At 74.2% G+C, this 24,905-nt stretch carries 16 protein-coding genes and 2 pseudogenes; 16 read left to right on the top strand and 2 right to left on the bottom strand.

Features of this window, described 5'->3' with window-relative positions:
- The first annotated feature begins 334 nt into the window (after positions 1-334).
- From L6E17_RS27375 to L6E17_RS27355, 5 genes are all read left to right on the top strand, one after another.
- Entirely contained in the window at positions 335-1,702 is a 1,368-nt protein-coding gene (locus tag L6E17_RS27375) for a nitrate/nitrite transporter (protein WP_236243350.1), read from the top strand.
- A gap of 75 nt (positions 1,703-1,777) precedes the next feature.
- Positions 1,778-2,992 (top strand): uroporphyrinogen-III synthase, encoded by a 1,215-nt coding sequence (locus L6E17_RS27370; protein ID WP_236243349.1) that lies wholly within the window; start codon positions 1,778-1,780, stop codon positions 2,990-2,992.
- Positions 2,970-3,302 carry a GNAT family N-acetyltransferase gene (locus L6E17_RS27365; RefSeq protein ID WP_374109159.1) on the top strand — a complete coding sequence of 111 codons (333 nt, stop codon included), beginning with the start codon at positions 2,970-2,972 and terminating at the stop codon, positions 3,300-3,302. Before L6E17_RS27370 ends, L6E17_RS27365 begins: the two co-directional genes overlap by 23 nt.
- 308 nt (positions 3,303-3,610) lie before the next feature.
- Positions 3,611-4,204, top strand: coding sequence for a sigma-70 family RNA polymerase sigma factor (locus tag L6E17_RS27360; protein WP_079169508.1), 594 nt, complete (start codon positions 3,611-3,613; stop codon positions 4,202-4,204).
- Complete coding sequence (locus tag L6E17_RS27355) at positions 4,201-5,016, top strand: anti-sigma factor (protein ID WP_236243348.1); 816 nt, start codon at positions 4,201-4,203, stop codon at positions 5,014-5,016. Before L6E17_RS27360 ends, L6E17_RS27355 begins: the two co-directional genes overlap by 4 nt.
- A 26-nt stretch (positions 5,017-5,042) precedes the next feature.
- Here the strand turns inward: L6E17_RS27355 and L6E17_RS27350 are convergent, their stop codons facing one another.
- On the bottom strand, positions 5,043-5,645 hold the full coding sequence (locus L6E17_RS27350) for a GNAT family N-acetyltransferase (protein WP_236243347.1): 603 nt from the start codon (positions 5,643-5,645) through the stop codon (positions 5,043-5,045).
- 410 nt (positions 5,646-6,055) lie between these two features.
- Here L6E17_RS27350 and L6E17_RS27345 point away from each other — a divergent pair, with 410 nt between their 5' ends.
- The 3 genes from L6E17_RS27345 (at position 6,056) to L6E17_RS27335 (ending at position 11,129) form a co-directional block, all read left to right on the top strand.
- Positions 6,056-8,332, top strand: a complete 2,277-nt coding sequence (locus tag L6E17_RS27345) for a UvrD-helicase domain-containing protein (protein ID WP_236243346.1) — start codon at positions 6,056-6,058, stop codon at positions 8,330-8,332.
- A 768-nt stretch (positions 8,333-9,100) separates the two neighbouring features.
- The gene (locus L6E17_RS27340; protein WP_236243345.1) at positions 9,101-10,525 is read left to right on the top strand and encodes an NAD-dependent malic enzyme; all 1,425 of its coding nucleotides are present in this window, start codon (positions 9,101-9,103) and stop codon (positions 10,523-10,525) included.
- A 322-nt stretch (positions 10,526-10,847) separates the two neighbouring features.
- On the top strand, positions 10,848-11,129 hold the full coding sequence (locus tag L6E17_RS27335) for an HU family DNA-binding protein (RefSeq protein WP_071267555.1): 282 nt from the start codon (positions 10,848-10,850) through the stop codon (positions 11,127-11,129).
- Positions 11,130-11,768: 639 nt separating this feature from the next.
- Here L6E17_RS27335 and murA read toward each other — a convergent pair.
- Positions 11,769-13,112, bottom strand: a complete 1,344-nt coding sequence (gene murA, locus L6E17_RS27330) for a UDP-N-acetylglucosamine 1-carboxyvinyltransferase (RefSeq protein WP_236243344.1) — start codon at positions 13,110-13,112, stop codon at positions 11,769-11,771.
- A 415-nt stretch (positions 13,113-13,527) separates the two neighbouring features.
- Here murA and L6E17_RS27325 point away from each other — a divergent pair, with 415 nt between their 5' ends.
- The 8 genes and pseudogenes from L6E17_RS27325 (at position 13,528) to L6E17_RS27290 (ending at position 24,903) form a co-directional block, all read left to right on the top strand.
- A complete protein-coding gene (locus L6E17_RS27325) occupies positions 13,528-14,088 on the top strand; it encodes a YqgE/AlgH family protein (RefSeq protein WP_236243431.1) in 561 nt (186 codons plus the stop codon).
- Positions 14,089-14,118: 30 nt separating this feature from the next.
- A complete protein-coding gene (locus L6E17_RS27320; RefSeq protein ID WP_236243343.1) occupies positions 14,119-14,409 on the top strand; it encodes a DUF3039 domain-containing protein in 291 nt (96 codons plus the stop codon).
- 745 nt (positions 14,410-15,154) lie between these two features.
- A pseudogene (locus L6E17_RS27315) lies at positions 15,155-16,796 on the top strand (beta-N-acetylhexosaminidase).
- Between the two features lie 353 nt (positions 16,797-17,149).
- A pseudogene (locus tag L6E17_RS27310) lies at positions 17,150-18,042 on the top strand (xanthine dehydrogenase family protein subunit M).
- Between the two features lie 1,237 nt (positions 18,043-19,279).
- Entirely contained in the window at positions 19,280-19,774 is a 495-nt protein-coding gene (locus L6E17_RS27305) for a (2Fe-2S)-binding protein (RefSeq protein WP_236243342.1), read from the top strand.
- Positions 19,771-22,104, top strand: coding sequence for a xanthine dehydrogenase family protein molybdopterin-binding subunit (locus tag L6E17_RS27300; RefSeq protein WP_236243341.1), 2,334 nt, complete (start codon positions 19,771-19,773; stop codon positions 22,102-22,104). Before L6E17_RS27305 ends, L6E17_RS27300 begins: the two co-directional genes overlap by 4 nt.
- Before the next feature lie 81 nt (positions 22,105-22,185).
- Positions 22,186-22,614, top strand: a complete 429-nt coding sequence (locus tag L6E17_RS27295) for a hypothetical protein (RefSeq protein ID WP_236243340.1) — start codon at positions 22,186-22,188, stop codon at positions 22,612-22,614.
- Positions 22,615-22,632: 18 nt separating this feature from the next.
- Entirely contained in the window at positions 22,633-24,903 is a 2,271-nt protein-coding gene (locus tag L6E17_RS27290; RefSeq protein ID WP_236243339.1) for a DUF6571 family protein, read from the top strand.
- The last annotated feature ends 2 nt before the right edge of the window (positions 24,904-24,905 follow it).

Raw genomic sequence — 24,905 nt, 5'->3', positions numbered from 1 at the left:
TTCCCGCATCGCCGTCGCCGGGCCGAGGCGCGTCCTCCGGGCCCCCGCGCCCCGCCCGGGCCGGGAGCGCACCCGCACCCGCCGGGGCCGGGAGCGGTCCCGCACCCGCCGTGCCGCCGGGGCCGGGAGCGGTCCCGTACCCGCCCGCCCCCAGGGGCGCGTCGCCTCGTGCCCGCCCCCGCAGAGGGACCGGCGCTCACAGCTTCCCCCCGCACCGGGTGAGAGCAAGGTTTCAGCCCGGTCACCTCAGATGACCGGGCTGAAACGCGACCTCCCTAGCGTCGGCAGTCGACGGGTTCAGGGCTTGACCGGCAGCACACAGCGGAGGTGCGTGATGGGTGGACCGATGGGCGGGAAGACCGGAGGACGGTGGATCCACGAGTGGGATCCCGAGAACGAGACCTTCTGGAAGGAGAAGGGCGAGCGGATCGCGATGCGGAACCTCCTCTTCTCAGTCGTCTCGGAGCACATCGGGTTCTCCATCTGGTCGCTGTGGTCGGTGATGGTCCTCTTCATGGGCCCGGAGTACGGTATCGACCCGGCCGGCAAGTTCTTCCTGATCGCCTCGGCGACCCTGGTCGGCGCGCTCATCCGGGTCCCCTACACCTTCGCCGTCGCCAAGTTCGGCGGCCGCAACTGGACGATCGTCAGCGCGGCCATGCTGCTCGTGCCGTCCTGCCTCGCCTTCGCGGTGATGGAGCCCGGCACCTCGTACGGGACGTTCCTGGCGGTGGCGCTGCTCACCGGCATCGGAGGCGGCAACTTCGCCTCCTCCATGACGAACATCAACGCCTTCTTCCCCCTCCACAAGAAGGGCTGGGCCCTCGGCCTCAACGCCGGCGGCGGCAACATCGGCGTGGCCGTCGTCCAGCTCGTCGCCCTCGCCGTCATCGGCACCGTCGGCGCCGGGCACCCCCGGGTGCTGCTCGGGATCTACATCCCCCTGATCATCGCCGCGGCCGTCTGCTCGGCGCTGTACATGGACAACCTCGCTCCGGTGAAGAACGACACCGGCGCCGTCAAGGAGGCCGCCCGCGCCGGCCACACCTGGATCATGGCGTTCCTGTACATCGGCACGTTCGGCTCGTTCATCGGCTACAGCTTCGCCTTCGGCCTGGTGCTCCAGACCCAGTTCGGCCGCACCCCGCTCCAGGCGGCCTCCCTCACCTTCATCGGCCCGCTGCTCGGCTCGCTGATCCGCCCGGTCGGCGGCTCCCTCGCGGACCGGTACGGCGGCGCCCGCATCACCCTGGGCACCTTCGCGGCCATGGCCGGCGCCACCGCCGTCGTCGTCTACGCCTCGGTCACCGCGTCGCTCACCGTCTTCCTCATCGGCTTCAGCGCGCTGTTCGTCCTCTCCGGGCTCGGCAACGGCTCCACCTACAAGATGATCCCGGCCATCTTCAAGGCGAAGGCCCACGCCATCGGCCTCACCGGTGAGGCGGCCGACGCCTACGGCCGCCGCCTCTCCGGCGCCTCCATGGGCCTGATCGGCGCGGTCGGCGGCATCGGCGGGCTGGGCATCAACCTCGCCTTCCGGCAGTCCTTCCAGACCGCCGGCACCGGCACGGCCGCCTTCGTCGCCTTCCTCCTCTTCTACGGCGCGTGCATGGCCGTCACCTGGGCGGTATACCTGCGCAAGCCCGCCGCGGCCGTCGCCGAGGCGCCGGCGCAGCGCCGGCTCAGCCTGTCCGAGGTGTGAGCGGGCGTGGTCCGTAACGGCGGGGAAACGTACGCGAACCCGGCCTGTCACGCATCCTTGCCAGGCTCGGGGACCATGCACGAGCAGCAGGAGCCGCAGGAGCACGCCACGGGACGCGGCCCGGGGCGCGGTCCGCAGCGGCCGGACTCCCCGGAACCGGGCGGCCACGGCCCCCTGGCGGGCTTCACCGTCGGCGTCACCGCGGCCCGCCGCGCCGACGAGCTGGGCGCACTCCTCCAGCGCCGGGGCGCGGCCGTCGTGCACGCCCCGGCCCTGCGGATCGTCCCCCTCGCGGACGACACGGAACTCCTCGACGCCACCCGCGAGCTGGTCGCCCGGCCCCCGGACACCGTGGTCGCCACCACGGCGATCGGCTTCCGCGGCTGGGTCGAGGCCGCCGAGGGCTGGGGCTGCGGCGAGGCCCTCCTCGACTGCCTGCGGGAGGTGCGGGTCCTGGCCCGCGGCCCCAAGGTGAAGGGCGCCGTCCGGGCGGCCGGCCTCACCGAGGAGTGGTCCCCGGCCACGGAGTCGATGGCGGAGGTCCTGGACCGCCTCCTCGGGCAGGGCGTCAGCGGCCACCGCATCGCCCTCCAACTGCACGGCGAGCCGCTGCCCGGCTTCGTGGAGGCCCTCACCGACGCGGGGGCGGAGGTCGTGGTCGTGCCCGTCTACCGGTGGATGCCGCCCGAGGACCCGGCCCCGCTGGACCGGCTGCTGGACGCCTGCGTGGCCCGCACCCTCGACGCGGTCAGCTTCACCAGCGCCCCGGCCGCCGCGTCCCTGCTGTCCCGGGCAGAGCAGCGGGGCCTGCTGGACGAGCTCCTCGACGCGCTCCGCCGCGACGTGCTGCCCGCCTGCGTCGGCCCGGTCACCGCCGTGCCGCTGCAGTCCCGGGGCGTCGACACCGTGCAGCCCGGCCGCTTCCGGCTCGGCCCGCTGGTGCAGCTGCTGTGCCAGGAACTGCCGGGCCGGGCCCGCGTCCTGCCCGTGGCGGGGCGCCATGTCGAGATCCGCGGCCACGCGGTCCTCGTCGACGGCGAGCTGCGCCCCGTGCCGCCCGCCGGGATGTCCCTGCTGCGGACCCTGGCCCGCCGCCCCGGCTGGGTGGTCTCCCGCGCGGACCTGCTGCGCGCCCTGCCGGGCGCCGGCCGCGACGAGCACGCCGTGGAGACCGCGATGGCCCGGCTGCGGTCCGCCCTCGGCGCCCCGAAGCTGATCCAGACCGTCGTCAAGCGCGGCTACCGCCTGGCGCTCGACCCGGCTGCCGATGCCACCTACGCGGAGGCGTGACGGGCCGACCGGTGCCGTACGCGCCCACGTCGGCTACTGGACCGACCACGAGCACACCGGCCGCGGGCTGGCCACCCGCCTCCTGCGGGAGGTCTGCCGGGCGGCCCGGGAGGAGCTCGGCCTGCACCGCGTCGAGGCGGGCACCCTGCCCGGCAACACCGCCTCGCAGCGGGTCCTCGCCAAGTGCGGCTTCGTCCGCATCGGCAGCGCGCCCCGCTACCTCGCCATCGACGGGGCCTGGCGGGACCACCACCTGTACCAGCGGATCCTGCACGACGACCCCCCGCCGGAGCGGGTGGGCTTCCGCTGAGCCCGGCAGCCCCGCCCCCGCATCCGCCCCGCATCCGCCCCGCCCCCGCCCCCGCATCCGCACCTGTGCCCGGTGCTCTGCGCGCCGCCCGGCAGGGCCGCCGGCCGCCCCGCCCCCGCACCCCGCAGGGCGCCTCCGGCTGCCCCGCGGGCCGCCCGGCGGGGCCCTCCGGGCGGTCGGCGGGGGCGAGTTGGCGTACCGCCGGAAAATTTGCCGCAGAAAAACCTCTGCACGTTGAGTAGTTGCCGCCCCGGCCCCGTAGTGAAGGGGGCAAGGAGTCGGACAGGGTCTCGACCGGGGAGGTTCGGGTGCGCAAGGATGCGGCCGTGGCCGATGACCGTCGGGCGACGCATCGGGCCCGGCATCGCGCAGAGTCACCGCAAGTCAACCACCCTGTCCCCGACGAGGAGTTGATGCGGTCCCTCTACCGCGAACACGCCGGACCGCTGCTCGCCTACGTACTGCGCCTCGTCGCCGGCGACCGCCAGCGCGCCGAGGACGTCGTACAGGAGACGCTCATCCGTGCCTGGAAGAACGCCGGCCAGCTCAATCGGGCGACCGGCTCTGTCCGCCCCTGGCTGGTGACGGTCGCCCGGCGTATCGTCATCGACGGCCACCGCAGTCGGCAGGCCCGACCGCAGGAGGTCGACCCGTCACCGCTGGAGGTCATGCCCGCGGAGGACGAGATCGACAAGGCGCTGTGGTTGATGACGCTGTCCGATGCCCTGGACGATTTGACCCCGGCTCACCGGGAAGTTCTGATCGAGACGTATTTCAAGGGGCGCACGGTCAACGAGGCCGCCAAGACCCTCGGCATACCCAGCGGGACCGTCCGGTCCCGGGTGTTCTACGCACTGCGTTCGATGAAGCTGGCTCTGGAGGAGAGGGGGGTATCGGCATGACGACGCCGCCTGGGTACGGCGAGGGGTACACCCAGGGCAACGACTCCCTGCACGATGCCGTCGGCGCGTACGTCCTGGGGGTGCTGGACCCGGCGGACGCCTCGGTCTTCGAGGCGCACCTGCCGGGCTGCGCGCTGTGCACGGCCCGCCTGGACGAACTGTCCGGGATGCCGCCGATGCTGGCCATGCTGGCGCAGGAGGCGCCGCCGCGGACCGGCCCCGTGCCGCGCCTGCAGGCCACGCTCATGGAGCCGCCCGCCGCGAGCCCGCCCCCGCCCGCCCTGGACCGCCTCCTGAACGAGGTCACCGCCCAGCACGCCCGCCGCCGCAAGCGGACCCGCTACATGCTGGCCGCCGCCGTCGCGATGATCGTCGCGGGTCCGGCGGTGGCGGTGGCGACGATGTCCGGCGACGGGCCGCGCACCACCCAGGCGGGGCAGCCGCAGACCGGCCAGGCGGACGCCGCCTTCGACGGGGTGACCGAGAAGCTGCAGTCGACGGACGCGGCGACGAAGGTCAGCGCGACCGTCGGGACGGAGAAGAAGGCCTGGGGCACCCGCACGGTCCTGGAGCTCAAGAACGTCAAGGGCCCCCTGAAGTGCAACCTCGTGGCCGTGTCCAAGTCGGGCGAGGAGGAGGTGGTGACCTCCTGGGCGGTGCCGGCCTGGGGCTACGGCATCGAGGACAGCCCCCAGGAGATGGCGCGCAAGCCGCTGTACGTCCACGGCGGCGCGGCCATGGACCGCAACGACATCGACCACTTCGAGGTCCGCACCTTCACCGGCGACCGCCTGGTGCAGATCCCGGCGTGACCCCCTGACCGCGCACCGGGGGCCGGTCACACCGACGCGTGACCGGACGCGTCAGGCCGCCCCCGGTGCCGGAACCACTCCGGCGCCAGCACCGACATGACGAGGGAGTCCACCCACTCGCCCTCCCACAGCAGGGCGTCGCGCAGGACGCCCTCGGCGACGAACCCCGCCTTCTCGTAGGCGCGGCGGGCGCGCGGGTTGAACGCGTAGACCTCCAGCGAGATCCGGTGCAGCCCCAGCTTCTCGAAGCCGTGCCCGAGGATCAGCCGCGTCGCCTCCGTCCCGAACCCCCGCCCGAAGGTGCCGGGCACCAGGCAGATGCGGAGGTTGCAGCTCTCGTTGCCGGGGTCCCACGTGTTGAGGACGACCTCGCCGACGACGCGGCCGGTCGCCTTCTCCACGACGGCCAGGTCCAGCCGTCCGTCCTGGTCGCGGCGGGTCTCGTACCAGACGCGGACCCGCTCGTCGTCGAAGGTGCCGCCCGCGTGCGAGCCGGTCAGGCGGGCGCACTCGGGGTCGCGCAGTATCGGCAGCAGCGCGTCCGCGTCCTCCCCCGTGACGGGCCGGAGGAGCACCCGCTCCCCGTCCAGGGTGGGCTTGGTGCGGAAGTCGGTCAGGTGATCGGCCATCCCCGCATTCTGACCGGCGGCCCGCCCTCTGTCCTGCCCTTTTGCCCACCGCGCGCACGACCGCGGCGGCGACCGCGCGGCGGGCCCGCCATCCGCGCTTCCGGCGCGCCCGTGCGGACGATCCGCCGCGCCTGTGCCGCCGCCCCCGCGCCCGCAGACGAGCCCCCGCACCCGTGCCGCCGGGGCTCTGGTGCCTGTGCCGCCGGGCCCCGCGCCCGTGCCGCCGGGGCTCTGGTGCCTGCGCCGCCGGGCCCCGCGCCCGTACCACCGCCCCCTCCTGCTCGCCCGCGCGGGCGAGCAGGAGGGGCCCGCCGCGACCGGGCCCGCGCGGACACGGTGCCCGCGCCTGACACGGGCCGGATCGTGGCGTACGCTCGACGGCTGCCCAGTGCACGTCAGAAAGGGGCCCCGTGGCCGTGCAGGAAACCGTCGACTCGGTACGGGACCGGGAGATCGCGGTTGAGCAGGAGCACCTGGACCGGGTCTACCGCCGCCTGGAGGAGAAGATCCACGAGGCGGAGTTCCTCATGGACGACGCCGCCAAGCGCGGCCAGGTTGGCACGCCCGGCGCGCTCGCCGAACGGGACGCCCAGGTGTTCCGTGCGGGTATCCACCTCAACCGGCTCAACCACGAGTTCGAGGACTTCCTCTTCGGGCGGGTGGACCTGCTGTACGGCAAGGACGGCAAGAAGGGGCCCGACGGGGCGTACACCTCCGTCGAGCCGGCCGACGACGCCATACGGGACGACGGCACCGCCGAGATCGGGGAGACCCTGCACATCGGCCGGCTCGGGGTGCTCGACGCCGACTACGCGCCGCTCGTCATCGACTGGCGGGCCCCCGCGGCCGCGCCGTTCTACCGGGCCACGCCCGTCGACCCCGGCCGGGTCGTGCGGCGGCGGGTCATCCGCTCCCGGGGCCGCCGGGTCCTCGGCGTCGAGGACGACCTGATGCGGCCCGAGCTCACCGCCACCCTCGGCGGCGAGGAACTCGCCGTCGTCGGCGACGGCGCCCTCATGGCCGCCCTCGGCCGGGCCCGCAGCCACACCATGCGGGACATCGTCTCCTCCATCCAGGCCGAGCAGGACCTCGTCATCCGCGCGCCCGCCGCGTCCGTCACGTACGTGGAGGGTGGACCGGGCACCGGCAAGACCGCCGTCGCCCTGCACCGCGCCGCCTACCTGCTCTACCAGGACCGCCGGCGGTACGCCGGGGGCATCCTCATCGTGTCCCCCACCCCGCTGCTCGTCGCCTACACCGAGGGCGTCCTGCCCTCGCTCGGCGAGGAGGGGCAGGTCGCCATCCGGGCCCTCGGCAGCCTCGTCGACGGCGTGGAGGCCACCGCGTACGACGATCCCGCCGTCGCCCGGGTCAAGGGGTCCTCCCGGATGCTGAAGGTGCTGCGGAAGGCGGCGCGCGGCGCCCTGGAGGCGGGCGGTCAGCCGGACCGGCTGCGGGTCGTCGCCTTCGGCCGGCGCGTCGAGCTGGACGGCGAGGAGCTGCGCCGCGTCCGGCAGACCGCGCTCGGCGGCACCGCTCCGGTGAACCTGCTGCGGCCGCGCGCCCGGCGGCTGCTCCTCGACGCGCTGTACGCCAAGACCGGTGCAGGCGCCCGCGAGCGGGACCCCGAGCTGGCCGCGGAACTGCGCTCCTCCTTCGACGAGGACGTGACCTCGGAGGACACGTTCACCGACTTCCTGAACGCCTGGTGGCCCGAGCTGACCCCGCGCCGCGTCCTCGCCGCCATGGGCGACGAGCGGCGGCTCGGCCGCTGGGCCCGGCGGGTGCTCAACCCGGGGGAGGTGCGGCGGCTCGCCCGCTCCCTGCGCCGGGACGCGTACTCCGTGCACGACATCGCGCTCCTCGACGAGCTCCAGGCCCTGCTGGGCGCCCCCGCGCGCCCCCGCAGGAAGCGGGAGGCCGACCCGCTGGACCAGCTCACCGGCCTGGAGGAGCTCATGCCCGTACGGGAGGAGTCGCAGCGCGAGCGCGCGGAGCGGCTGGCCCAGGAGCGCACCGAGTACGCCCACGTCATCGTCGACGAGGCGCAGGACCTCACGCCCATGCAGTGGCGCATGGTCGGGCGGCGCGGCCGCGCTGCGACGTGGACGGTCGTCGGCGACCCCGCGCAGTCCTCGTGGTCGGCGCCGGACGAGGCCGCCGAGGCCCGGGACGAGGCGCTCGGCAGCCGCCCCCGCCGCCGCTTCACCCTCACCGTGAACTACCGCAACCCCGCCGAGATCGCCGAGCTGGCCGGCAGGGTCCTCGCCCTGGCGATGCCGGGCGCCGAGTCCCCGCGCGCGGTCAGGTCCACGGGCGTGGTGCCCCGCTTCGCGACCGTGGGGGAGCGGGAGCTCGCCGAGGCCGTCCGGGACGAGGCGCGCCGCCTGCTGGACCGGGTGGACGGCACCGTCGGCGTCGTCGTCGCCATGCACCGCCGCGAGCAGGCCGCCGGCTGGCTCGCGGGGCTGGGGGACCGGGTGGTGGCCCTGGGCAGCCTGGAGGCCAAGGGGCTGGAGTACGACGCGACCGTCGTGGTCTGCCCGGCGGAGATCGCCGACGAGTCCCCGGCGGGCCTGCGCGTGCTGTACGTGGCGCTGACCAGGGCCACGCAGCAGCTCACCGTGGTGGCGGGGGCGCGCGACGAGCCCGACGCGGACGGTGTTCCGGACCTGCTGCGCGACTGAGGGAACACCTTCCGGCAGGGTTTGTTAGCCTGGATGCGGCACCGGCCCGATCCAAGCCCCCGGGCCCAACCTTCGTCGCTTCGAGCGACCACTTGCCGCGAGGCGAGCATGGCGGGTCGGTGTCATCTGCGTACGGAGCGGGTCCGTACCGCCCCCCACCGGGGCGGCGCGGACCCGCTCCGTTTTGCGCGCCGCGGACGGGCCGCGTGCGCGCGCCGCGGACCGGCCTCCTTGGCGCGTCGCGGACCGGCCGCCGTGCCCGTGCCGCCCCGCGGACCGGCTGCCGGGCCCGCGCCGCGCCACCGGGGGCCCCAGGCTCCGCGGGGAGCCCCAGGGCCGCCGGCACGGCTCGGCAGTACGGGCCCGGGCCTGCCCGCAACGCCCGCACCGGGCAGCGCCCGCAGGGCCGCCCCGGGCCCCGGTCGGCCCGGGACCCGTGCCCGGTCGGCCCGGGGTCCGTGCCCGGCCGCCGCCAGGGCCCGCGCCGCAGGGCCCGTGCCCTGGCGGCCCGGGGTCCGCACGGGCACCGGTGCCAGGCCCCGCCCGGGCAGCCGAGCGCCCGGCATGCGCCGGCGGCCGACCGCCCCGGGACCCGCCGCTTCCGTTGTGCGGAAGCACAGTTTCTCGTATGGTGGAAAACAGTTTCCGAAAACAAAATGACCGCATTACCCGCTACTCGCAGGTAGGTGCGACCATCGGAGGGCCCCGCGCACGGCCACCGCCGCGCCGGGCTGGCAACGAAGCTAGGGAAAGCAGAGGAACTCGGCCATGGCAACGGCGCCCAGCGTCTCGTACTCGATGACGGTCCGGCTGGAGGTGCCCGCGAGCGGAACCGCGGTCTCCCAGCTCACCACGGCCGTGGAGTCCTCCGGCGGCTCGGTCACCGGCCTCGACGTGACCGCCTCCGGCCACGAGAAGCTGCGGATCGACGTCACCATCGCGGCCTCCTCCACCGCCCACGCGGACGAGATCGTCGGCAAGCTGCGCTCCATCGAGGGCGTCGTCCTGGGCAAGGTCTCCGACCGTACGTTCCTGATGCACCTCGGCGGCAAGATCGAGATGGCGTCCAAGCACCCCATTCGCAACCGCGACGACCTGTCCATGGTCTACACCCCCGGTGTCGCGCGCGTGTGCATGGCCATCGCGGAGAACCCCGAGGACGCCCGCCGCCTCACCATCAAGCGGAACTCCGTCGCCGTCGTCACGGACGGCTCCGCGGTGCTGGGGCTGGGGAACATCGGCCCCAAGGCCGCCCTCCCGGTGATGGAGGGCAAGGCCGCCCTCTTCAAGCGGTTCGCCGGCATCGACGCCTGGCCGCTCTGCCTGGACACCCAGGACACCGACGCCATCGTGGAGATCGTCAAGGCCATCGCCCCCGGCTTCGCGGGCATCAACCTGGAGGACATCTCCGCGCCCCGCTGCTTCGAGATCGAGGCCCGGCTGCGCGAGGCCCTCGACATCCCGGTCTTCCACGACGACCAGCACGGCACCGCGATCGTCGTGCTCGCCGCCCTCACCAACGCGCTGCGGGTGGTCGGCAAGGCCATCGGGGACGTCCGGGTCGTCATGTCCGGCGCCGGAGCCGCCGGTACGGCCATCCTGAAGCTGCTGATCGCCGCGGGCGTCAAGCACGCGGTGGTCGCCGACATCCACGGCGTCGTCCACGCCGGCCGCGCGGACCTCGTCGAGGCGGCCGCGGAGTCGCCGCTGCGCTGGATCGCCGACAACACCAACCCCGAGGGTGTCACCGGCACCCTCAAGGAGGCCGTCGTCGGCGCCGACGTCTTCATCGGCGTCTCCGCCCCCGACGTCCTCGACGGCTCCGACGTCGCCGCGATGGCCGACGGCGCCATCGTGTTCGCGCTCGCGAACCCGGACCCGGAGGTCGACCCCGCAATCGCCCGCCAGACGGCGGCAGTTGTGGCCACGGGCCGGTCCGACTTCCCCAACCAGATCAACAACGTGCTGGTGTTCCCCGGCGTCTTCCGCGGCCTCCTGGACGCCCAGTCCCGCACGGTCAACACCGACATGATGCTGGCGGCGGCGGCCGCCCTCGCCGACGTCGTCACCGAGGGCGAGCTGAACCCGAACTACATCATCCCCTCCGTCTTCAACGACAAGGTCGCCGGCGCCGTCGCCGGTGCCGTCCGCAACGCCGCGAAGGCCGTCGCGGGCGAGACCGAGAAGCTCTGACCCGTACGGGGGAGCCCGGCGCCCGGCGTGTCGGCAGGCGCCGGCCGGGCGCCGGGCGTAGGGTGGGCGAAATCTGCTCGCCCAGCCGACCGAGGTCGTCGGCGCAGGGCCGTGGCGCTTTTCGTGTGACTCCGGAGGGTGCCGGATTGGCTTTCCCGCCGCTGGTGGGGGCAGGATGCGTATTCGGGCGCGAGGGTCTGATCGGCAGACCCGGGTCCGAGCACTGTCGTAGGGCCCTGACAGCATCGGCTTCGCTGTGCTCGACATGCGGCCTCCGCCGCGTGGCACGCCTCACAGGCAAGAAATACACGGGAGTAACAACATGAACCGCAGTGAGCTGGTGGCCGCCGTGGCCGACCGCGCCGAGGTGACCCGCAAGGACGCCGACGCCGTGCTGGCCGCGTTCGCCGAGACCGTCGGCGAGATCGTCGCCAAGGGCGACGAGAAGGTCACCATCCCCGGCTTCCTGACCTTCGAGCGCACCCACCGTGCCGCTCGCACCGCGCGGAACCCGCAGACCGGCGAGCCGATCGACATCCCGGCCGGTTACAGCGTGAAGGTCTCCGCGGGCTCCAAGCTCAAGGAAGCCGCCAAGGGCAAGTAAGCCCCCCAGGCGCTGAGAAAAAGGGCGGCCACCCCCGACGGGGTGGCCGCCCTTGCGTTCGCCGCCCTGCGCCCCTCCCAGCGCCCGCGGCAGCCGCCCCGGAGGCGGCCGGGCGGGTGCGCGTGCGGGGACGTGCGCGGGATCCGCAGGGACCGCGGGGATGCCCCGGGCGCCGCCCGTGTAGGGGCTTCACGGCGGGACGACCCGGGCCGTGTGAGGGGTACTGCGTACGGGCCCGGCCCCGGCGCGGCGGGCCGCACGGAGCGGAGGCGGGTGACACCGCACGGCCCCGCCTGGGCGTGGGACCCGCCGCGGCGGGTCGGAGGACCGGGGCCCGGCCGCCGGAGCCCTCGCACGGGCCGTACGTACGCGGTGCCCGCGCATCCGGGTACGACGAAGGCCCCCGCGTGCGGTCCTTGCGGATCGGACACGGGGGCCTCGTACATCGGCTGACACGCCGTCAAGCCGCAGTGCCGCCACGGTAGGCGGCACGCCGCCTCAAGGGCGGGCGGAAGGCGTCAGACGGCGGTGCCGCCGCCCGGGCGTTCGCCCTTCGCGCCCAACCCCATCAGCTTCTCCATGCTGTGCTTTTCCGGGGGCGACCCCCGGACCCCCGGCAGGAGGTCCGGCGGTGCGGCGTCAGACGGCGGTGCCGCCGCCCGGGCGTTCGACCTTCGCGCCCAACCCCATCAGCTTCTCCATGAAGTTCTCGTAGCCGCGGTTGATCAGGTCGATGCCGTGGACCCGCGACGTGCCCTGCGCCGCCAGCGCGGCGATCAGGTACGAGAACCCGCCCCGCAGGTCGGGGATGACGAGGTCGGCGCCCTGCAGCTTCGTCGGGCCCGACACGACCGCCGAGTGCAGGAAGTTGCGCTGGCCGAAGCGGCAGTCGGAGCCGCCCAGGCACTCCCGATACAGCTGGATGTGCGCGCCCATCTGGTTCAGCGCCGACGTGAAGCCGAGCCGCGACTCGTACACCGTCTCGTGCACGATCGACAGGCCGGCCGCCTGCGTCAGGGCCACCACCAGCGGCTGCTGCCAGTCCGTCTGGAAACCCGGGTGGACGTCCGTCTCCAGGGCGATCGCGTTCAGCGAGCCGCCCGGGTGCCAGAAGCGGATGCCCTCGTCGTCGATGTCGAAGGCGCCGCCGACCTTCCGGTACGTGTTGAGGAAGGTCATCATCGAGCGCTGCTGCGCGCCGCGCACGTAGATGTTGCCCTCGGTCGCCAGCGCCGCCGACGCCCAGGACGCCGCCTCCAGCCGGTCCGGGAGCGCGCGGTGCGTGTAGCCGCTCAGCTCGTCCACGCCGGTGATCCGGATCGTCCGGTCCGTGTCCATCGCGATGATCGCGCCCATCTTCTGCAGAACGCAGATGAGGTCCTCGATCTCCGGCTCCACGGCGGCGTTCGACAGCTCCGTCACGCCCTCCGCGAGCACGGCCGTGAGCAGCACCTGCTCCGTCGTGCCCACCGACGGGTACGGCAGCCGGATCTTCGTGCCGCGCAGCCTGCGCGGCGCCTCCAGGTACTGGCCGTCGTCCCGCTTCTCGATCTTCGCCCCGAACTGCCGCAGCACCTCGAAGTGGAAGTCGATCGGCCGGTCGCCGATGGCGCAGCCGCCCAGGCCCGGGATGAAGGCGTGGCCGAGGCGGTGCAGCAGCGGGCCGCAGAAGAGGATCGGGATACGGGAGGAACCGGCGTGGGCGTCGATGTCGGCGACGTTCGCGGACTCGACGTGCGTCGGGTCCATCACCAGCTCGCCCGGCTCCTCACCGGGGCGGACGGTCACTCCGTGGAGCTGCAGCAGCCCCCGGACCACCCGCACGTCGCGGATGTCGGGCACGTTGCGCAGCCGGCTTGGTCCGCTGCCCAGCAGGGCGGCGACCATCGCCTTGGGCACGAGGTTCTTCGCGCCGCGGACGCGGATCTCGCCCTCCAGCGGGGTGCCGCCGTGGACAAGCAGTACATCGTCAGTGCCGGTCATGTATCTCGCGTTCTGAGGGGCGTCCCCCCGGTGGAGCCGGGGGAGGTCGGGCAAGGGGCCAGGGAAAAGGGTAAGGGGACGGAGTGCCCGGTTCGTAAGGCCGCGGACGGTCGGACCTTGTAATGAATTCGGCACAACACGGTCCGTCTCGCGGCCTTAGCGGACCGTTACCATCCGGTTTTCGGTCGTGATGGCGCGTACGTTTCGCCCGGCACCACCCGGGTCCGCGTGCGGCGCCGCGCCGCCCGGGCGGGCTGCCCAGGCAGTGCCGCGCCGCCCGGGCCGTCCGGGCCGTCCGGCCGTGCCGCACCCGGGCGCCCGGCCGCGCCGTCCCGTCCCCGGCCCCGGCACCGCGACGGCGCGGGGTGCCGCGCGCACCCTCCACGGGACCGCAAAGTGCGGGATCATGTCTGCCATGACCGAGGTGTCCTCGCTCGCAGGGCGGCTGCTCGTCGCCACCCCCGCGCTGGCCGACCCCAACTTCGACCGCGCCGTGGTGCTGCTGCTCGACCACGACGACGAGGGGTCGCTCGGCGTGGTCCTGAACCGGCCGACACCGGTCGGCGTCGGCGACATCCTGGAGCCCTGGGCGCCCCTCGCGGGGGAGCCGGGCGTCGTCTTCCAGGGCGGCCCCGTGTCCCTGGACTCCGCGCTCGGCCTCGCCGTGATCCCCGGGGACGAGGGCCCGCTCGGCTGGCGCCGGGTCCACGGCGCCATCGGGCTGGTCGACCTGGAGACCCCGCCCGAGCTGCTCGGACCCGCGCTCGGCGCCCTGCGGATCTTCGCCGGGTACGCGGGGTGGGGACCCGGCCAGCTGGAGGAGGAGCTGGGCGACGGCGCCTGGTTCGTCGTGGAGTCCGAGCCGGGCGACGTGTGCTCCCCGCGGCCCGAGGGCCTGTGGCGCGCGGTGCTGCGGCGGCAGCGCAGCGAACTGGCCATGATCGCGACGTACCCGGACGACCCGAGCCTGAACTGATCGCGCGCCGGGTGAGTACCCTTGGCACTTATGAGCACTCTTGAGCCCGAGCGCGGGGCAGGTACGGGGACCCTCGTAGAGCCGACGCCGCAGGTGTCGCACGGCGACGGCGACCACGAGCGCTACGCCCACTACGTCCAGAAGGACAAGATCATGGCGAGTGCCCTCGACGGCACTCCCGTCGTCGCCCTGTGCGGCAAGGTCTGGGTGCCGGGGCGCGACCCGAAGAAGTACCCGGTCTGCCCGATGTGCAAGGAGATCTACGAGTCCATGGGCGCGGGTGGCGACAAGGACAAGGACAAGAGCGGCAAGGGCAAGTAGCGGCCGACCGCTCTGGCTCACCGGGGCCCCCGGGGTGCGCGCAGGCGCGCCCCGGGGGCCCTGCGCGTGCCGACCGCTGGGCTCGGACCGGGGGCAGGGCGGTTGTCGGGGGCGGGGCGTGTGCCTAGGGTCGGCGGTTGCCGGGACCGGAGCGCGCCCGGCTCCGCCGCCTGCCGGGCAGGCCGACCCGGGGAGGGCTCATGGGCGTGGAGGGGGCGGGGTCCGTGGACGGCCGCGGGGACGCGAGCACGGCCGGATACGGCGAGAGCGGCACCGGCCCGGACCCGGCCGGGTCCGGCGGCGGGCACTCCCGGGAAGCCGGGGCGGGGGCCGACCGGGGCGGCAAGGGCGCGGCAGGCCGGGGCGGCGGCAGCCGCGGGGCCGACAGCGGCGGCACCGGGGCCGTATGCGGGGGCGGCGTCGGCGGGCCCGTACCCGGCGGCGCCGGTGCTGCCCCGGCCGGCGGTCCGGACGGACCCGGCGGCAGTGCCTCCGCCGAAGCTTGCGCCCCCGCTTCCGCCGAAGGTGGCGCCCCCGCTTCCGCCGAAGGCAGCGCCCCCGCCGAAGCCTGCACCCACGCCCCAGCCGAAGCCTGCACCCACGCCCCCGCCGAAGCCGGCGGCCCGGCCGGGACCCGCGGCGGAGTGGAGCCGGACAGCCGGGTCGGCCGCAGCGGCGTCACCCCTACCGCCGCCGCCCCGCCACCGCCCCCGCCGGGGCCGACGGTGCTCCCAGCAGCCGGACCCTGGGTCTCGTGCCGCTGCCCGCGCGGGTGCAGGGCCCGTACCGGTGCGGGTTCGTCCTCGACCGGCGGACGGGCATCGACGCCGCGCCGGGGACGGAGGGCACCGAGCGGTGGCTGCGGTCCACCGTCGGCGCCGCCTTCGGGCTGGCCCTCCCGCCCGTGCCCGCCGGACGGGACGACACCGTCGTGCTGCGACTGGACCCGCGGCTCGGGGCGGAGGCGTACCGGCTCGACGTCGCCGCCGCGAGCCGCCGCGTGCGGATCATCGGCGGTGATCCGGCGGGCGTCTTCTGGGGGCGCAGACCCTCCGGCAGCTCCTCGGCGCCGACGCCTTCCGGCGGGCGCCCGTCCGGCGCGGCGGCCGCGCCGCCCCGCCGTCCTCACCGCGCCGACCGTCGAGGACCGGCCGCGGTTCGGCTGGCGCGGGCTGCTGCTGGACGTCGCACGCCACTTCCTGCCCAAGGACGACGTCCTGCGGTACGTGGACCTCCTCGCCGCCCACAAGCTGAACGTCCTTCACCTGCACCTCACCGACGACCAGGGCTGGCGGATCGAGATCCGCCGGTACCCGCGGCTGACCGGGGTCGGCGCGTGGCGGAGCCGCACCAAGCGCGGCCACCGCGCCTCACCGCTGTGGGACGACACCCCGCACGGCGGCTACTACACCCAGGACGACATCCGCGAGATCGTCGCGTACGCCGCCGAGCGGCACGTCCGCGTCGTCCCGGAGATCGACGTCCCGGGCCACTCGCAGGCCGCCATCGCCGCGTACCCGGAACTCGGCAACACCGACGCCGTCGACACCGCCGGCCTCGCCGTGTGGGACACCTGGGGCGTCAGCCCGAACGTGCTCGCCCCCACCGAACACGTCCTGCGCTTCTACGAGGGCGTGCTGGAGGAGGTCCTGGAGCTCTTCCCCGCCGAGACGTCGCCGTTCGTCCACATCGGCGGCGACGAGTGCCCCAAGGACCAGTGGCGGGCCTCGCCGGCCGCGCAGGCCCGGATCGCGGAGCTGGGGGTCGGGGACGAGGACGGCCTGCAGAGCTGGTTCATCCGCCACTTCGACCGGTGGCTCTCCGACCGCGGGCGCCGGCTCATCGGCTGGGACGAGATCCTCCAGGGCGGCCTGGCGCCGGGCGCCGCCGTGTCGTCCTGGCGGGGCTACGCCGGGGGGATCGCCGCCGCCGAGGCCGGCCACGACGTCGTCATGTGCCCCGAGCAGTACGTGTACCTGGACCACCGTCAGGACCCGGGCCGCGACGAGCCGGTGCCCATCGGGTTCGTCCGCACCCTGGAGGACGTCTACCGGTTCGACCCCGTCCCGCCCGGACTCGGCCCCGGCGCCGCCGCCCGCGTCCTCGGCACGCAGGCGAACCTGTGGAGCGAGGTGACGGAGAACCGCGCCCGCGTCGACTACCAGCTCTTCCCGCGGCTCGCCGCCTTCGCGGAGGTGGCCTGGTCGGCCGGCCTCCCCGCGCCCCCGGCGCGCGACCTCGCCGACTTCGAGCGGCGAATGACCGCGCACTACCGGCGCCTTGAGGCACTCGGTGTCGACTACCGGCGCCCGCAGGGCCCGTTGCCCTGGCAGCGGCGGCCCGGACTGGTCGGGCGCCCGTTCGACTCGCCGCCTCCGGACGTGTGACCCCCGGGCGGCCGCTGCCCGCCCGCCGGCCCCCGCCTCCGCCTCCGCCTCCGCGCGGGTCCCGAGCCGACGCCCGGGAGGAGAAAGGTCCATTCCTCCCGTGTGCGAAAGAGCGGGCGAATCGGGCGAAGGGGGTGATTGCCTGAAGTGCCGGGGGATCAGGGGAGGTCACGGGGAGGGGCCGGGCGGTCGCGGGCGGATACACCCTTCACGGACCCTCGCGCCGGACAGCCTGGAAGATGTGCCAGAGTTTCCACGTCCGGGCTGTGAGCACGTACGGTACGGCAACACAGCCGGGACGACCGGGACAGCCGATACAGCCGGGACCGGGACACCGGGAAGGGGCAGCTGGGTTGACCACGCACGCACCGCGGGCGGCGCAGTCCGTCACGCTGCCGGCCACGCTCGCCGAGGCCGTGGCCGCGCTCACCGCCATGCCCGCCGCCGTCCCCGTCGCCGGCGGCACCGACCTCATGGCGGCCGTCAACAAGGGCGGCTCCGCCCGGCCGGACTCGTCGGACTCGGCCGCGTGGGCGAGATCCGCGGCTGGCAGTACCAGGACGGCCACGCCCTCCTCGGCGCCGGCCTCACGCACGCCCGCCTGGGCCGCCCCGACTTCGCCGCGCTCATCCCCGCCCTGGCCGCCGCCGCCCGCGCCGCCGGACCGCCGCAGATCCGCAACGCCGGCACGCTCGGCGGCAACGTCGTCACGGCGGCCCCGACCGGCGACACGCTTCCCGTGCTCGCCGCGCTGGAGGCCGACCTCGTCGTCGTCGGACCCGGCGGCGCCCGCGAGATCCCGGTCTCCCACCTGCTGGCCGGACGCGAGATGCTCGGTCCCGCGGAGCTCGTCGCGCACGTGCGGGTGCCGCTGCTGCACGCACCGCAGGTCTTCCTCAAGGCCACCGGGCGGACCGGCCCCGGCCGCGCCCTCGCGTCGGTCGCCGTCGTCCTGGACCCGGCACGGCGTGCCGTGCGCTGCGCGGTCGGGGCCATCGCCCCGATGCCGCTGCGGCCGCTGGAGGCCGAGCACTGGATCGCCTCGCTCGTCGACTGGGACGGGGAGCGCGGGCTCAGCCCGGAGGCCCTGGTGGCCTTCGGCGAATACGTGGCGGCCGCCTGCATCCCGGACCAGCCGCCGGCCGCCGAGGGCGAGGAGCCGCCCCCGCTGCCACCCGCCGTACTGCACCTGCGGCGCACCGTCGCCGTGCTGGCCCGACGAGCACTGGGGAGGGCGCTGTCGTGACCGCCGACGAGACCGGGAACCGGCACCAGGAGCACCAGGACCACCAGGACCACCAGGACCACCAGGCCCTTCACGACCACCGCGGCCAGGAGGGGCACGGGGGCGGCTGGCAGCCCCTCCCGGCGGGCGAGTACGACGGCGACGCCACCGCCTTCGTGCAGCTTCCGCCCGACGCCGGCCTGGACGGCTTCCCCCTGGAGGCGCCCGGCCACGGGTTCGTACCGCCGCAGATCGCCGACCCGCACGCCACCGCCCAGTGGAACTTCCACGACGCCGTCGCCGCAGAGGAGGTGCCGTCCGCGCCCGAGCCGCCCGCCGCGCAGCCCTACCCGCAGGCGCCCGCGCCCGGCGGCGCGGACCTGACCGGCCAGTGGACCATCCCCGTGGCGCAGGGCGACCTGCCCGAGGAGTCGGGCGAGTACCGGCTCGCCGCGGGACGGCCCCCGGCCGCACCGGACTGGTCGTACGGCACCCCGCCCGCGACCCTCCCGGGCGGCGCCCCCGCGCCCTGGACCCTCAGCCCCGCCGCGACCGAGCCCGGCGCGGAGGCCGGACCGGATGCCCCGCGGCCGGGCACGGCGGACGCCGCCGGCGGTACGGGCGCGATCGGCGGAGCGGCCCCGTCCGACCTGCCGGAGCCGCCCGTGCCACCGGCGCACGGCCCGGGCGCCGCAGCTGCCCCCGCGGCCCCCGAGGCGGCCATACCGCCCGGCTCTCCCGTACCGCCCGGTGGTACGGCGCAGGGCGCCGCCCCGTTCAACGCGGGCCTCCACGACCCGGACGCGGCCGGCGGCGGGCACGGCCGGCCGGCCGACCCCGCACGGGGCGCAGGACCCGAGGAGCCCGCGGGCCCCGGCGCGCCCGCGGACCCGCCGCACGCACCGGACGCACCGGACGCCGACGGGACGCCGCAGGAGGGCGCTCCCGCCGCGGCCGGGGCTTCCACCGACCCGGACGGCGCCGCACCCCGCCCGGACACGCGACCGGACGGCCCCGCGCCGGCCGGCGCCCCGGCCGACCAGGACGCCCCGGCATCCCCCGACGCCCCGGCGCTCCACGACGCCGCGGAACCGGGCGGCGCGCACCCGCCGCCGCCCCGGCCGATGCCCGCGAGGAGCACGCGCAGGCGTCCGAGGCCCCGGTCGGCGACGAGCACCCCCACGTCTCGTACGTCCTGCGGGTCAACGGCGCCGACCGGCCCGTCAGCGACGCCTGGATCGGCGAGTCCCTGCTCTACGTGCTGCGCGAGCGCCTCGGCCTCGCGGGCGCCAAGGACGGCTGCTCGCAGGGCGAGTGCGGCGCCTGCAACGTCCAGGTCGACGGCCGCCTCGTGGCGTCCTGCCTGGTGCCCGCCGCCACCGCCGCGGGCAGCGAGGTCCGCACCGTCGAGGGCCTGGCCGCCCGCGGCGAGCCCTCCGACGTGCAGCGCGCCCTCGCCCGCTGCGGCGCCGTCCAGTGCGGCTTCTGCATCCCCGGCATGGCCATGACCATGCACGACCTGCTGGAGGGCAACCACGCGCCCAGCGACGTGGAGGCCCGCCGCGCCCTGTCCGGCAACCTGTGCCGCTGCACCGGCTACCAGGGCGCCCTGCGCGCCGTGCAGGAGGTCGTCGCCGAGCGCAGGGCCGCCGCGCAGGCGGCCGCGGCCCGTGCGGGCGCCGCCGACGAGCAGCCGCCCGAGGTACGCATCCCGCACCAGCTTCCCCACCCGCACGACGGAGGCACGGCGTGAGCAACGACGCGGCCACCGCCATCCCGGCGGTCGACTCCCCCCGGCAGGACCGGGACCCGGACCAGGAGCAGGAGCAGCCCGTGCTCGGGCTGGGCGCGTCGCTGCCGTCGGCCGACGCCCGCGCCAAGGCGGAAGGCACCTTCCCGTACGCCGCGGACCTCTGGGCGGAGGGCCTGCTGTGGGCGGCGATCCTGCGCTCGCCGCACGCCCACGCCCGCATCCGCTCCATCGACACGTCGGCCGCCGCCGCCATGCCGGGCGTACGGGCGGTCGTCACCCACGCCGACGTGCCGGGCGACAGCGCCTACGGCCGCACCGTCGCCGACCGGCCGGTCTTCGCCTCCGACACCGTCCGCCACCACGGCGAGGCCATCGCCGCGGTCGCCGCCGACCACCCGGACACGGCGAGGCTCGCCGCCGCCGCGATCATCGTCGACTACGAGCTCCTCGACCCGGTCACCGACCCCGAGCAGGCGTTCTCCGCGCCGCCGCTGCACCCCGACGGCAACCTGATCCGCCACATCCCGCTGCGCTACGGCGACCCCGCCGCGACCGGCGAGGTGATCGTCGAGGGCCTGTACCGCATCGGCCGCCAGGACCCCGCGCCGGTCGGCGCCGAGGCGGCCCTCGCCGTGCCCCGGCCCGACGGCGGCGTGGAGATCTACACCGCCTCCACCGACCCGCACACCGACCGGGACCTGGCCGCCGCCTGCTACGGGCTGCCGCCCGAGCAGGTGAAGATCGTCGTCACGGGCGTGCCGGGCGCGATGGGCGACCGCGAGGACCCCGGCTTCCAGATCCCGCTGGGCCTCCTCGCCCTGCGCACCGGCGCCCCCGTCAAGCTCACGGCGACCCGCGAGGAGTCGTTCCTGGGCCACGCCCACCGCCACCCGACCCTCCTGCGCTACCGCCACCACGCGGACGCCGAGGGCCGCCTGGTGAAGGTGGAGGCGCAGATCCTGCTGGACGCCGGCGCCTACGCGGAGGCGTCCTCGGACTCCCTGGCCGCGGCGGTCGCCTTCGCCTGCGGCCCGTACGTGGTGCCCCACGCCTTCGTCGAGGGGTGGGCGGTCCGTACGAACAACCCGCCGTCCGGACACGTGCGGGGCGAGGGCGCGATGCAGGTGTGCGCCGCGTACGAGGGCCAGATGGACAAGCTCGCCGCGAAGCTGGGCCTCGACCCGGCGGAGCTGCGCATGCGCAACGTCCTGGCCACCGGCGACCTGCTGCCGACCGGCCAGACGGTGACGTGCCCGGCGCCGGTCGCCGAACTCCTCGCGGCCGTACGGGACGAACCGCTGCCGCCGCTGCCCCGGGACACCCCGGCGGACGACTGGCTGCTGCCCGGCGGCCCGGAGGGCGCGGGCGAGCCGAGCGCGGTCCGGCGGGGCGTCGGCTACGCGCTGGGCATGGTGCACATGCTGGGCGCCGAGGGCACCGACGAGGTGTCCACGGCGACGGTCCGCGTCCACGACGGCGTCGCCACGGTCCTGTGCGCCGCCGTCGAGACCGGCCAGGGGTTCTCCACCCTCGCCCGCCAGATCGTCCAGGACGTGCTGGGCGTGGAGGAGGTCCACGTGGCGCCGGTCGACACCGACCAGCCCCCGGCGGGCGCCGCCGCGCACGGCCGCCACACGTGGGTCTCGGGCGGCGCGGTGGAACGCGCCGCGAAGATGGTCCGCACCCAGCTGCTCCAGCCGCTGGCCCACAAGTTCGGCATGTCCACCGAACTCCTCCAGATCGCCGACGGCAAGATCACCTCCTACGACGGCGTGCTGTCCACCACGGTCGCCGAGGCCCTGGAGGGCAAGGAGCTGTGGGCCACCGCCCAGTGCCGCCCCCACCCCACGGAGCCCCTGGACGAGACCGGCCAGGGCGACGCGTTCGTCGGCCTCGCCTTCTGCGCCATCCGCGCGGTGGTCGACGTGGACGTCGAACTGGGCAGCGTCCGCGTCGTCGAACTCGCGGTGGCCCAGGACGTGGGCCGCGTCCTGAACCCGGCGCAGCTGGCCACCCGCATCGAAGCGGGCGTCACCCAGGGGCTCGGCGCCGCCCTCACGGAGAACCTCCGCACCCCCCGCGGCCTGGTCCGCCACCCCGACCTGACGGGCTACGCCCTGCCGACGGCCCTGGACGCCCCGGCGATCCGCATCGTCCGCCTGGTCGAGGAACGCGACGTGGTGGCCCCCTTCGGCGCCAAGCCCGCCAGCGCCGTCCCGGTCGTCACCGCCCCGGCAGCCGTCGCCGCCGCCGTCCGCGCCGCCACGGGCCGCCCCGTCAACCGCCTCCCCATCCGCCCGCAGGCGGCGGTGGTGACGTCCAACACGTAGGCCGGAAAGCCTCGTTGGCCACATGGCCACGATTATGGTTACCCCTGCAAAGGTGTCGCGGTCCGGGACCAGGGGGGCTCGATGGCGTTCGAGGACGAATGGGCGGGAATCAAGGCTGAGGTGCGTCAGCGGCATGAAGCCGGTACGCGTCTCAACCAGCTACCGTCGGAGGACAGCGGCACGGGGGACGCGGACTACAAGGTATTCTCCAAGGATCTACGCGCCGTGGGCAACGACGCGCAAGCACTCTTCCATGCCTTCGAGGCCGCGGCGTTCCACGCAGGTGCCAAGACGGACACCGCTTCGAAATCCCTCGACGAGGACGGATTCAAGACCGGTTCGGGGATGTGGACGGCATGGGACAGGTGGCGCGGGCAGTGCGAAACGCTCCTCAGTGCCTGTGCTCACATCCACAACCACCTCGAGGTGACGAGAGCCGATCACCTGAAGGGGGAAGAGGAGCTGGTCACCAGTTACTCCGTCGCGATCATCGACAGGCACTTCTCCTGAGAGGCTCGTGGAACAGGCATGTTGACGTTCGCGCAAGTGCTGCACGCAAGGCTGGGCAGTCTGGAAGAGGCCGTCACGGACTGGGGTCAGACCCACGACAAGCTGAAGGCGCTGGGAGAGCAGGCTGACAGCGGTATGCGGGCCAAGGCGGACAAGGCACGCTGGGAAGGTGCCAATGCCGGGGTGACACGACCGTTCGTGAAGAAGACGGCCAAGGAGTTCGCAGACGCCGCCGCGGTCGCGGGCAGCATCAGGGTCATCCTGCGGGACGCACTGGCTGAGTTCAAGGCAGCCAAGCGGGCACTGGAGAAGATAGTCGACGAAGCCCCTCGCAGAGGCATTCGCATCGACGCGAACGGCGGCGTCAGCCACCTGGTGCATCCTGATCGGCGAAGCGGGAGTTACGACGGGCCGACGCCGCAGCAGGCGGATTTCGACGGGGTGAGATCCGCTCTTCAGGCAGCGGTCGAACGTGCCGATGACGCCGATGACGTCGCCAACCGGGCACTGCGCGCGGTAGTCGGAACAGACGAGCACGACTTCTCCGGCACTCGCTACAGGTCTCTGGAGGAGGCGTCCAAGGTTCAGGACGCTGAGGACGCCAAGCTCGCGGCGGCCTTGGTGAAGAAGGGCGACGAAGCCACGGCCAAGGAGATCGACCGCCTGAACAGGCTCTTCAAGGACAACGCGGACGACCCGTACTTCGCGGAAAGGCTCGCGCTGGAGGTAGGCGGCCGGGGAACCCTTGCATACTGGGCGGACCTGGGGGACCCGAGCGACGCATCCCGGCTCGGCATCGACCACCGGGACAAGCTGCAGGAACTCCAGAAGAACTACAGCATGGCCCTGGCCGCCGCCACCCACTCGACAAGCCCCGAGATGCAGGCTTGGAAGGCGGAAGTGATCAGTGCGGGCGACGATCCGGTCCGGACACGGGGTGCGTCACCTTACGGCTTCCAGGTGATGAGTGCCCTCATGCGGCACGGGAGCTTCGAAAAGAGTTTCCTCCATGACTACGGGAGCGCCCTTGTCGCCGCCGAGCGGAAGATGACGCGCAACGGCATGGTGGCGCCGACGCAGGCATGGATGACCCATGGGGGTATGCCGCGCCTCAACTGGGATGGCAGGGACCTGGGTCGCGATCCCATGGTGGGCTTCATGGAGGCCCTCGGCCACCACCCCAGGGCCGCGACGGAGTTCTTCAGCGGCGGATTCGACCTCCCCGCCGACCACGGGGAGGGCAAGGAGAAGCTCAACGCCTTCGACTACTTCACTCAGGGGCGGGAGTGGCCCGAGGACGTGGTGGCCGACGGCACGAGCGCCGCACACGGCTACGACAGTCTGGGGCACGCCCTGGAAGCAGCGGTGTTGGGCGCCTCGCACGATGACCCGAACGCGCGGCTCAGCCGTGACGGCGACACCGCTGAACTCATGGAAAGGGTTGTCGAGAGGTACGGGGGCGATCCGGCACTGCTGAGGAGGCAGGAGTCACTGGCTGACAGTCTCGGGCGCATGGCAGCCGGATACGTGGACGACATCAACTGGTCCATGAACGAGAACGACCCGACGAGTATGTTCGCCCCGCGCAAGGGCGAAGGGGGTAGGCCGGAGCCCGGCCATGCGGAGTTCGGGATGGACGCTACCCGTCAGTTCCTCAGCGCCCTGGGGAAGCATCCGGACGCCTATGCGGAAATCGCCAAGGCCGAGCAGGTCTATACGGTCAGCATGCTCGAAGCGCAGGTGGGCGCCGACGGCGCGGTGAACGAGGCGCATGCGCGTGAAGCCGTGCGGTCGATCGGTGAAGTGCAAGGCCTGATCGACCAGGCGCGCGTCGAGCAGGTCAGGGCGGAGGGGCTCGCGGCGGACGAGGCATACAACAAGGCGCAGGCGAAGCGGGCAGGGTGGATCAACTTCGGCAGCGGTGTGGTGATTGCGGCTGGAGCAGCTTTCCTCCCGCCGGTCGCCGCCGTCGGAGTCGCTGCCACACTGATCCCTGTGGCCCAGGACGCGGGCACGGGAGTGGTCGGGCAACTGGTCAATGGCGTCGTGGGTGACTACGTCGACTCCAACCAGAAAGACAGTGGAGAAGACGTCCAGAAGCAGCGCAAGGCCATCTTTGACGCTGGTGAGCTCAATGCCGCGATTCCGATGCGTGTTTTCATGGAACATCATGGCGTTGAACGGGATTCCGCGTTCGGTCAGGATCTGGAAGAGGCTCTCAAGGGCGGTCACCTGTGGGGGCGCGGAAGCGAGTCCGCGCACGGTAGCCTGCCTCAGGACAGGGAGTGATC

The sequence above is a fragment of the Streptomyces sp. CC228A genome, assembly GCF_021390935.1.
Lineage (GTDB): Bacteria > Actinomycetota > Actinomycetes > Streptomycetales > Streptomycetaceae > Streptomyces.
Note: the sequence above shows the minus strand (reverse complement) of the source record. Positions and strands in the feature narration are given on the sequence as shown.

Excerpts from the sequence above, each read along its gene's own strand:
- L6E17_RS27325 (WP_236243431.1), top strand. The coding sequence starts at position 13,528 with ATGACCGAGGTGTCCTCGCTCGCAGGGCGGCTGCTCGTCGCCACCCCC.
- murA (WP_236243344.1), bottom strand. The coding sequence starts at position 13,112 with ATGACCGGCACTGACGATGTACTGCTTGTCCACGGCGGCACCCCGCTG.
- L6E17_RS27365 (WP_374109159.1), top strand. The coding sequence starts at position 2,970 with ATGCCACCTACGCGGAGGCGTGACGGGCCGACCGGTGCCGTACGCGCC.
- L6E17_RS27350 (WP_236243347.1), bottom strand. The coding sequence starts at position 5,645 with ATGGCCGATCACCTGACCGACTTCCGCACCAAGCCCACCCTGGACGGG.
- L6E17_RS27295 (WP_236243340.1), top strand. The coding sequence starts at position 22,186 with ATGGCGTTCGAGGACGAATGGGCGGGAATCAAGGCTGAGGTGCGTCAG.
- L6E17_RS27320 (WP_236243343.1), top strand. The coding sequence starts at position 14,119 with ATGAGCACTCTTGAGCCCGAGCGCGGGGCAGGTACGGGGACCCTCGTA.
- L6E17_RS27370 (WP_236243349.1), top strand. The coding sequence starts at position 1,778 with ATGCACGAGCAGCAGGAGCCGCAGGAGCACGCCACGGGACGCGGCCCG.
- L6E17_RS27375 (WP_236243350.1), top strand. The coding sequence starts at position 335 with ATGGGTGGACCGATGGGCGGGAAGACCGGAGGACGGTGGATCCACGAG.
- L6E17_RS27335 (WP_071267555.1), top strand. The coding sequence starts at position 10,848 with ATGAACCGCAGTGAGCTGGTGGCCGCCGTGGCCGACCGCGCCGAGGTG.
- L6E17_RS27340 (WP_236243345.1), top strand. The coding sequence starts at position 9,101 with ATGGCAACGGCGCCCAGCGTCTCGTACTCGATGACGGTCCGGCTGGAG.
- L6E17_RS27355 (WP_236243348.1), top strand. The coding sequence starts at position 4,201 with ATGACGACGCCGCCTGGGTACGGCGAGGGGTACACCCAGGGCAACGAC.
- L6E17_RS27290 (WP_236243339.1), top strand. The coding sequence starts at position 22,633 with ATGTTGACGTTCGCGCAAGTGCTGCACGCAAGGCTGGGCAGTCTGGAA.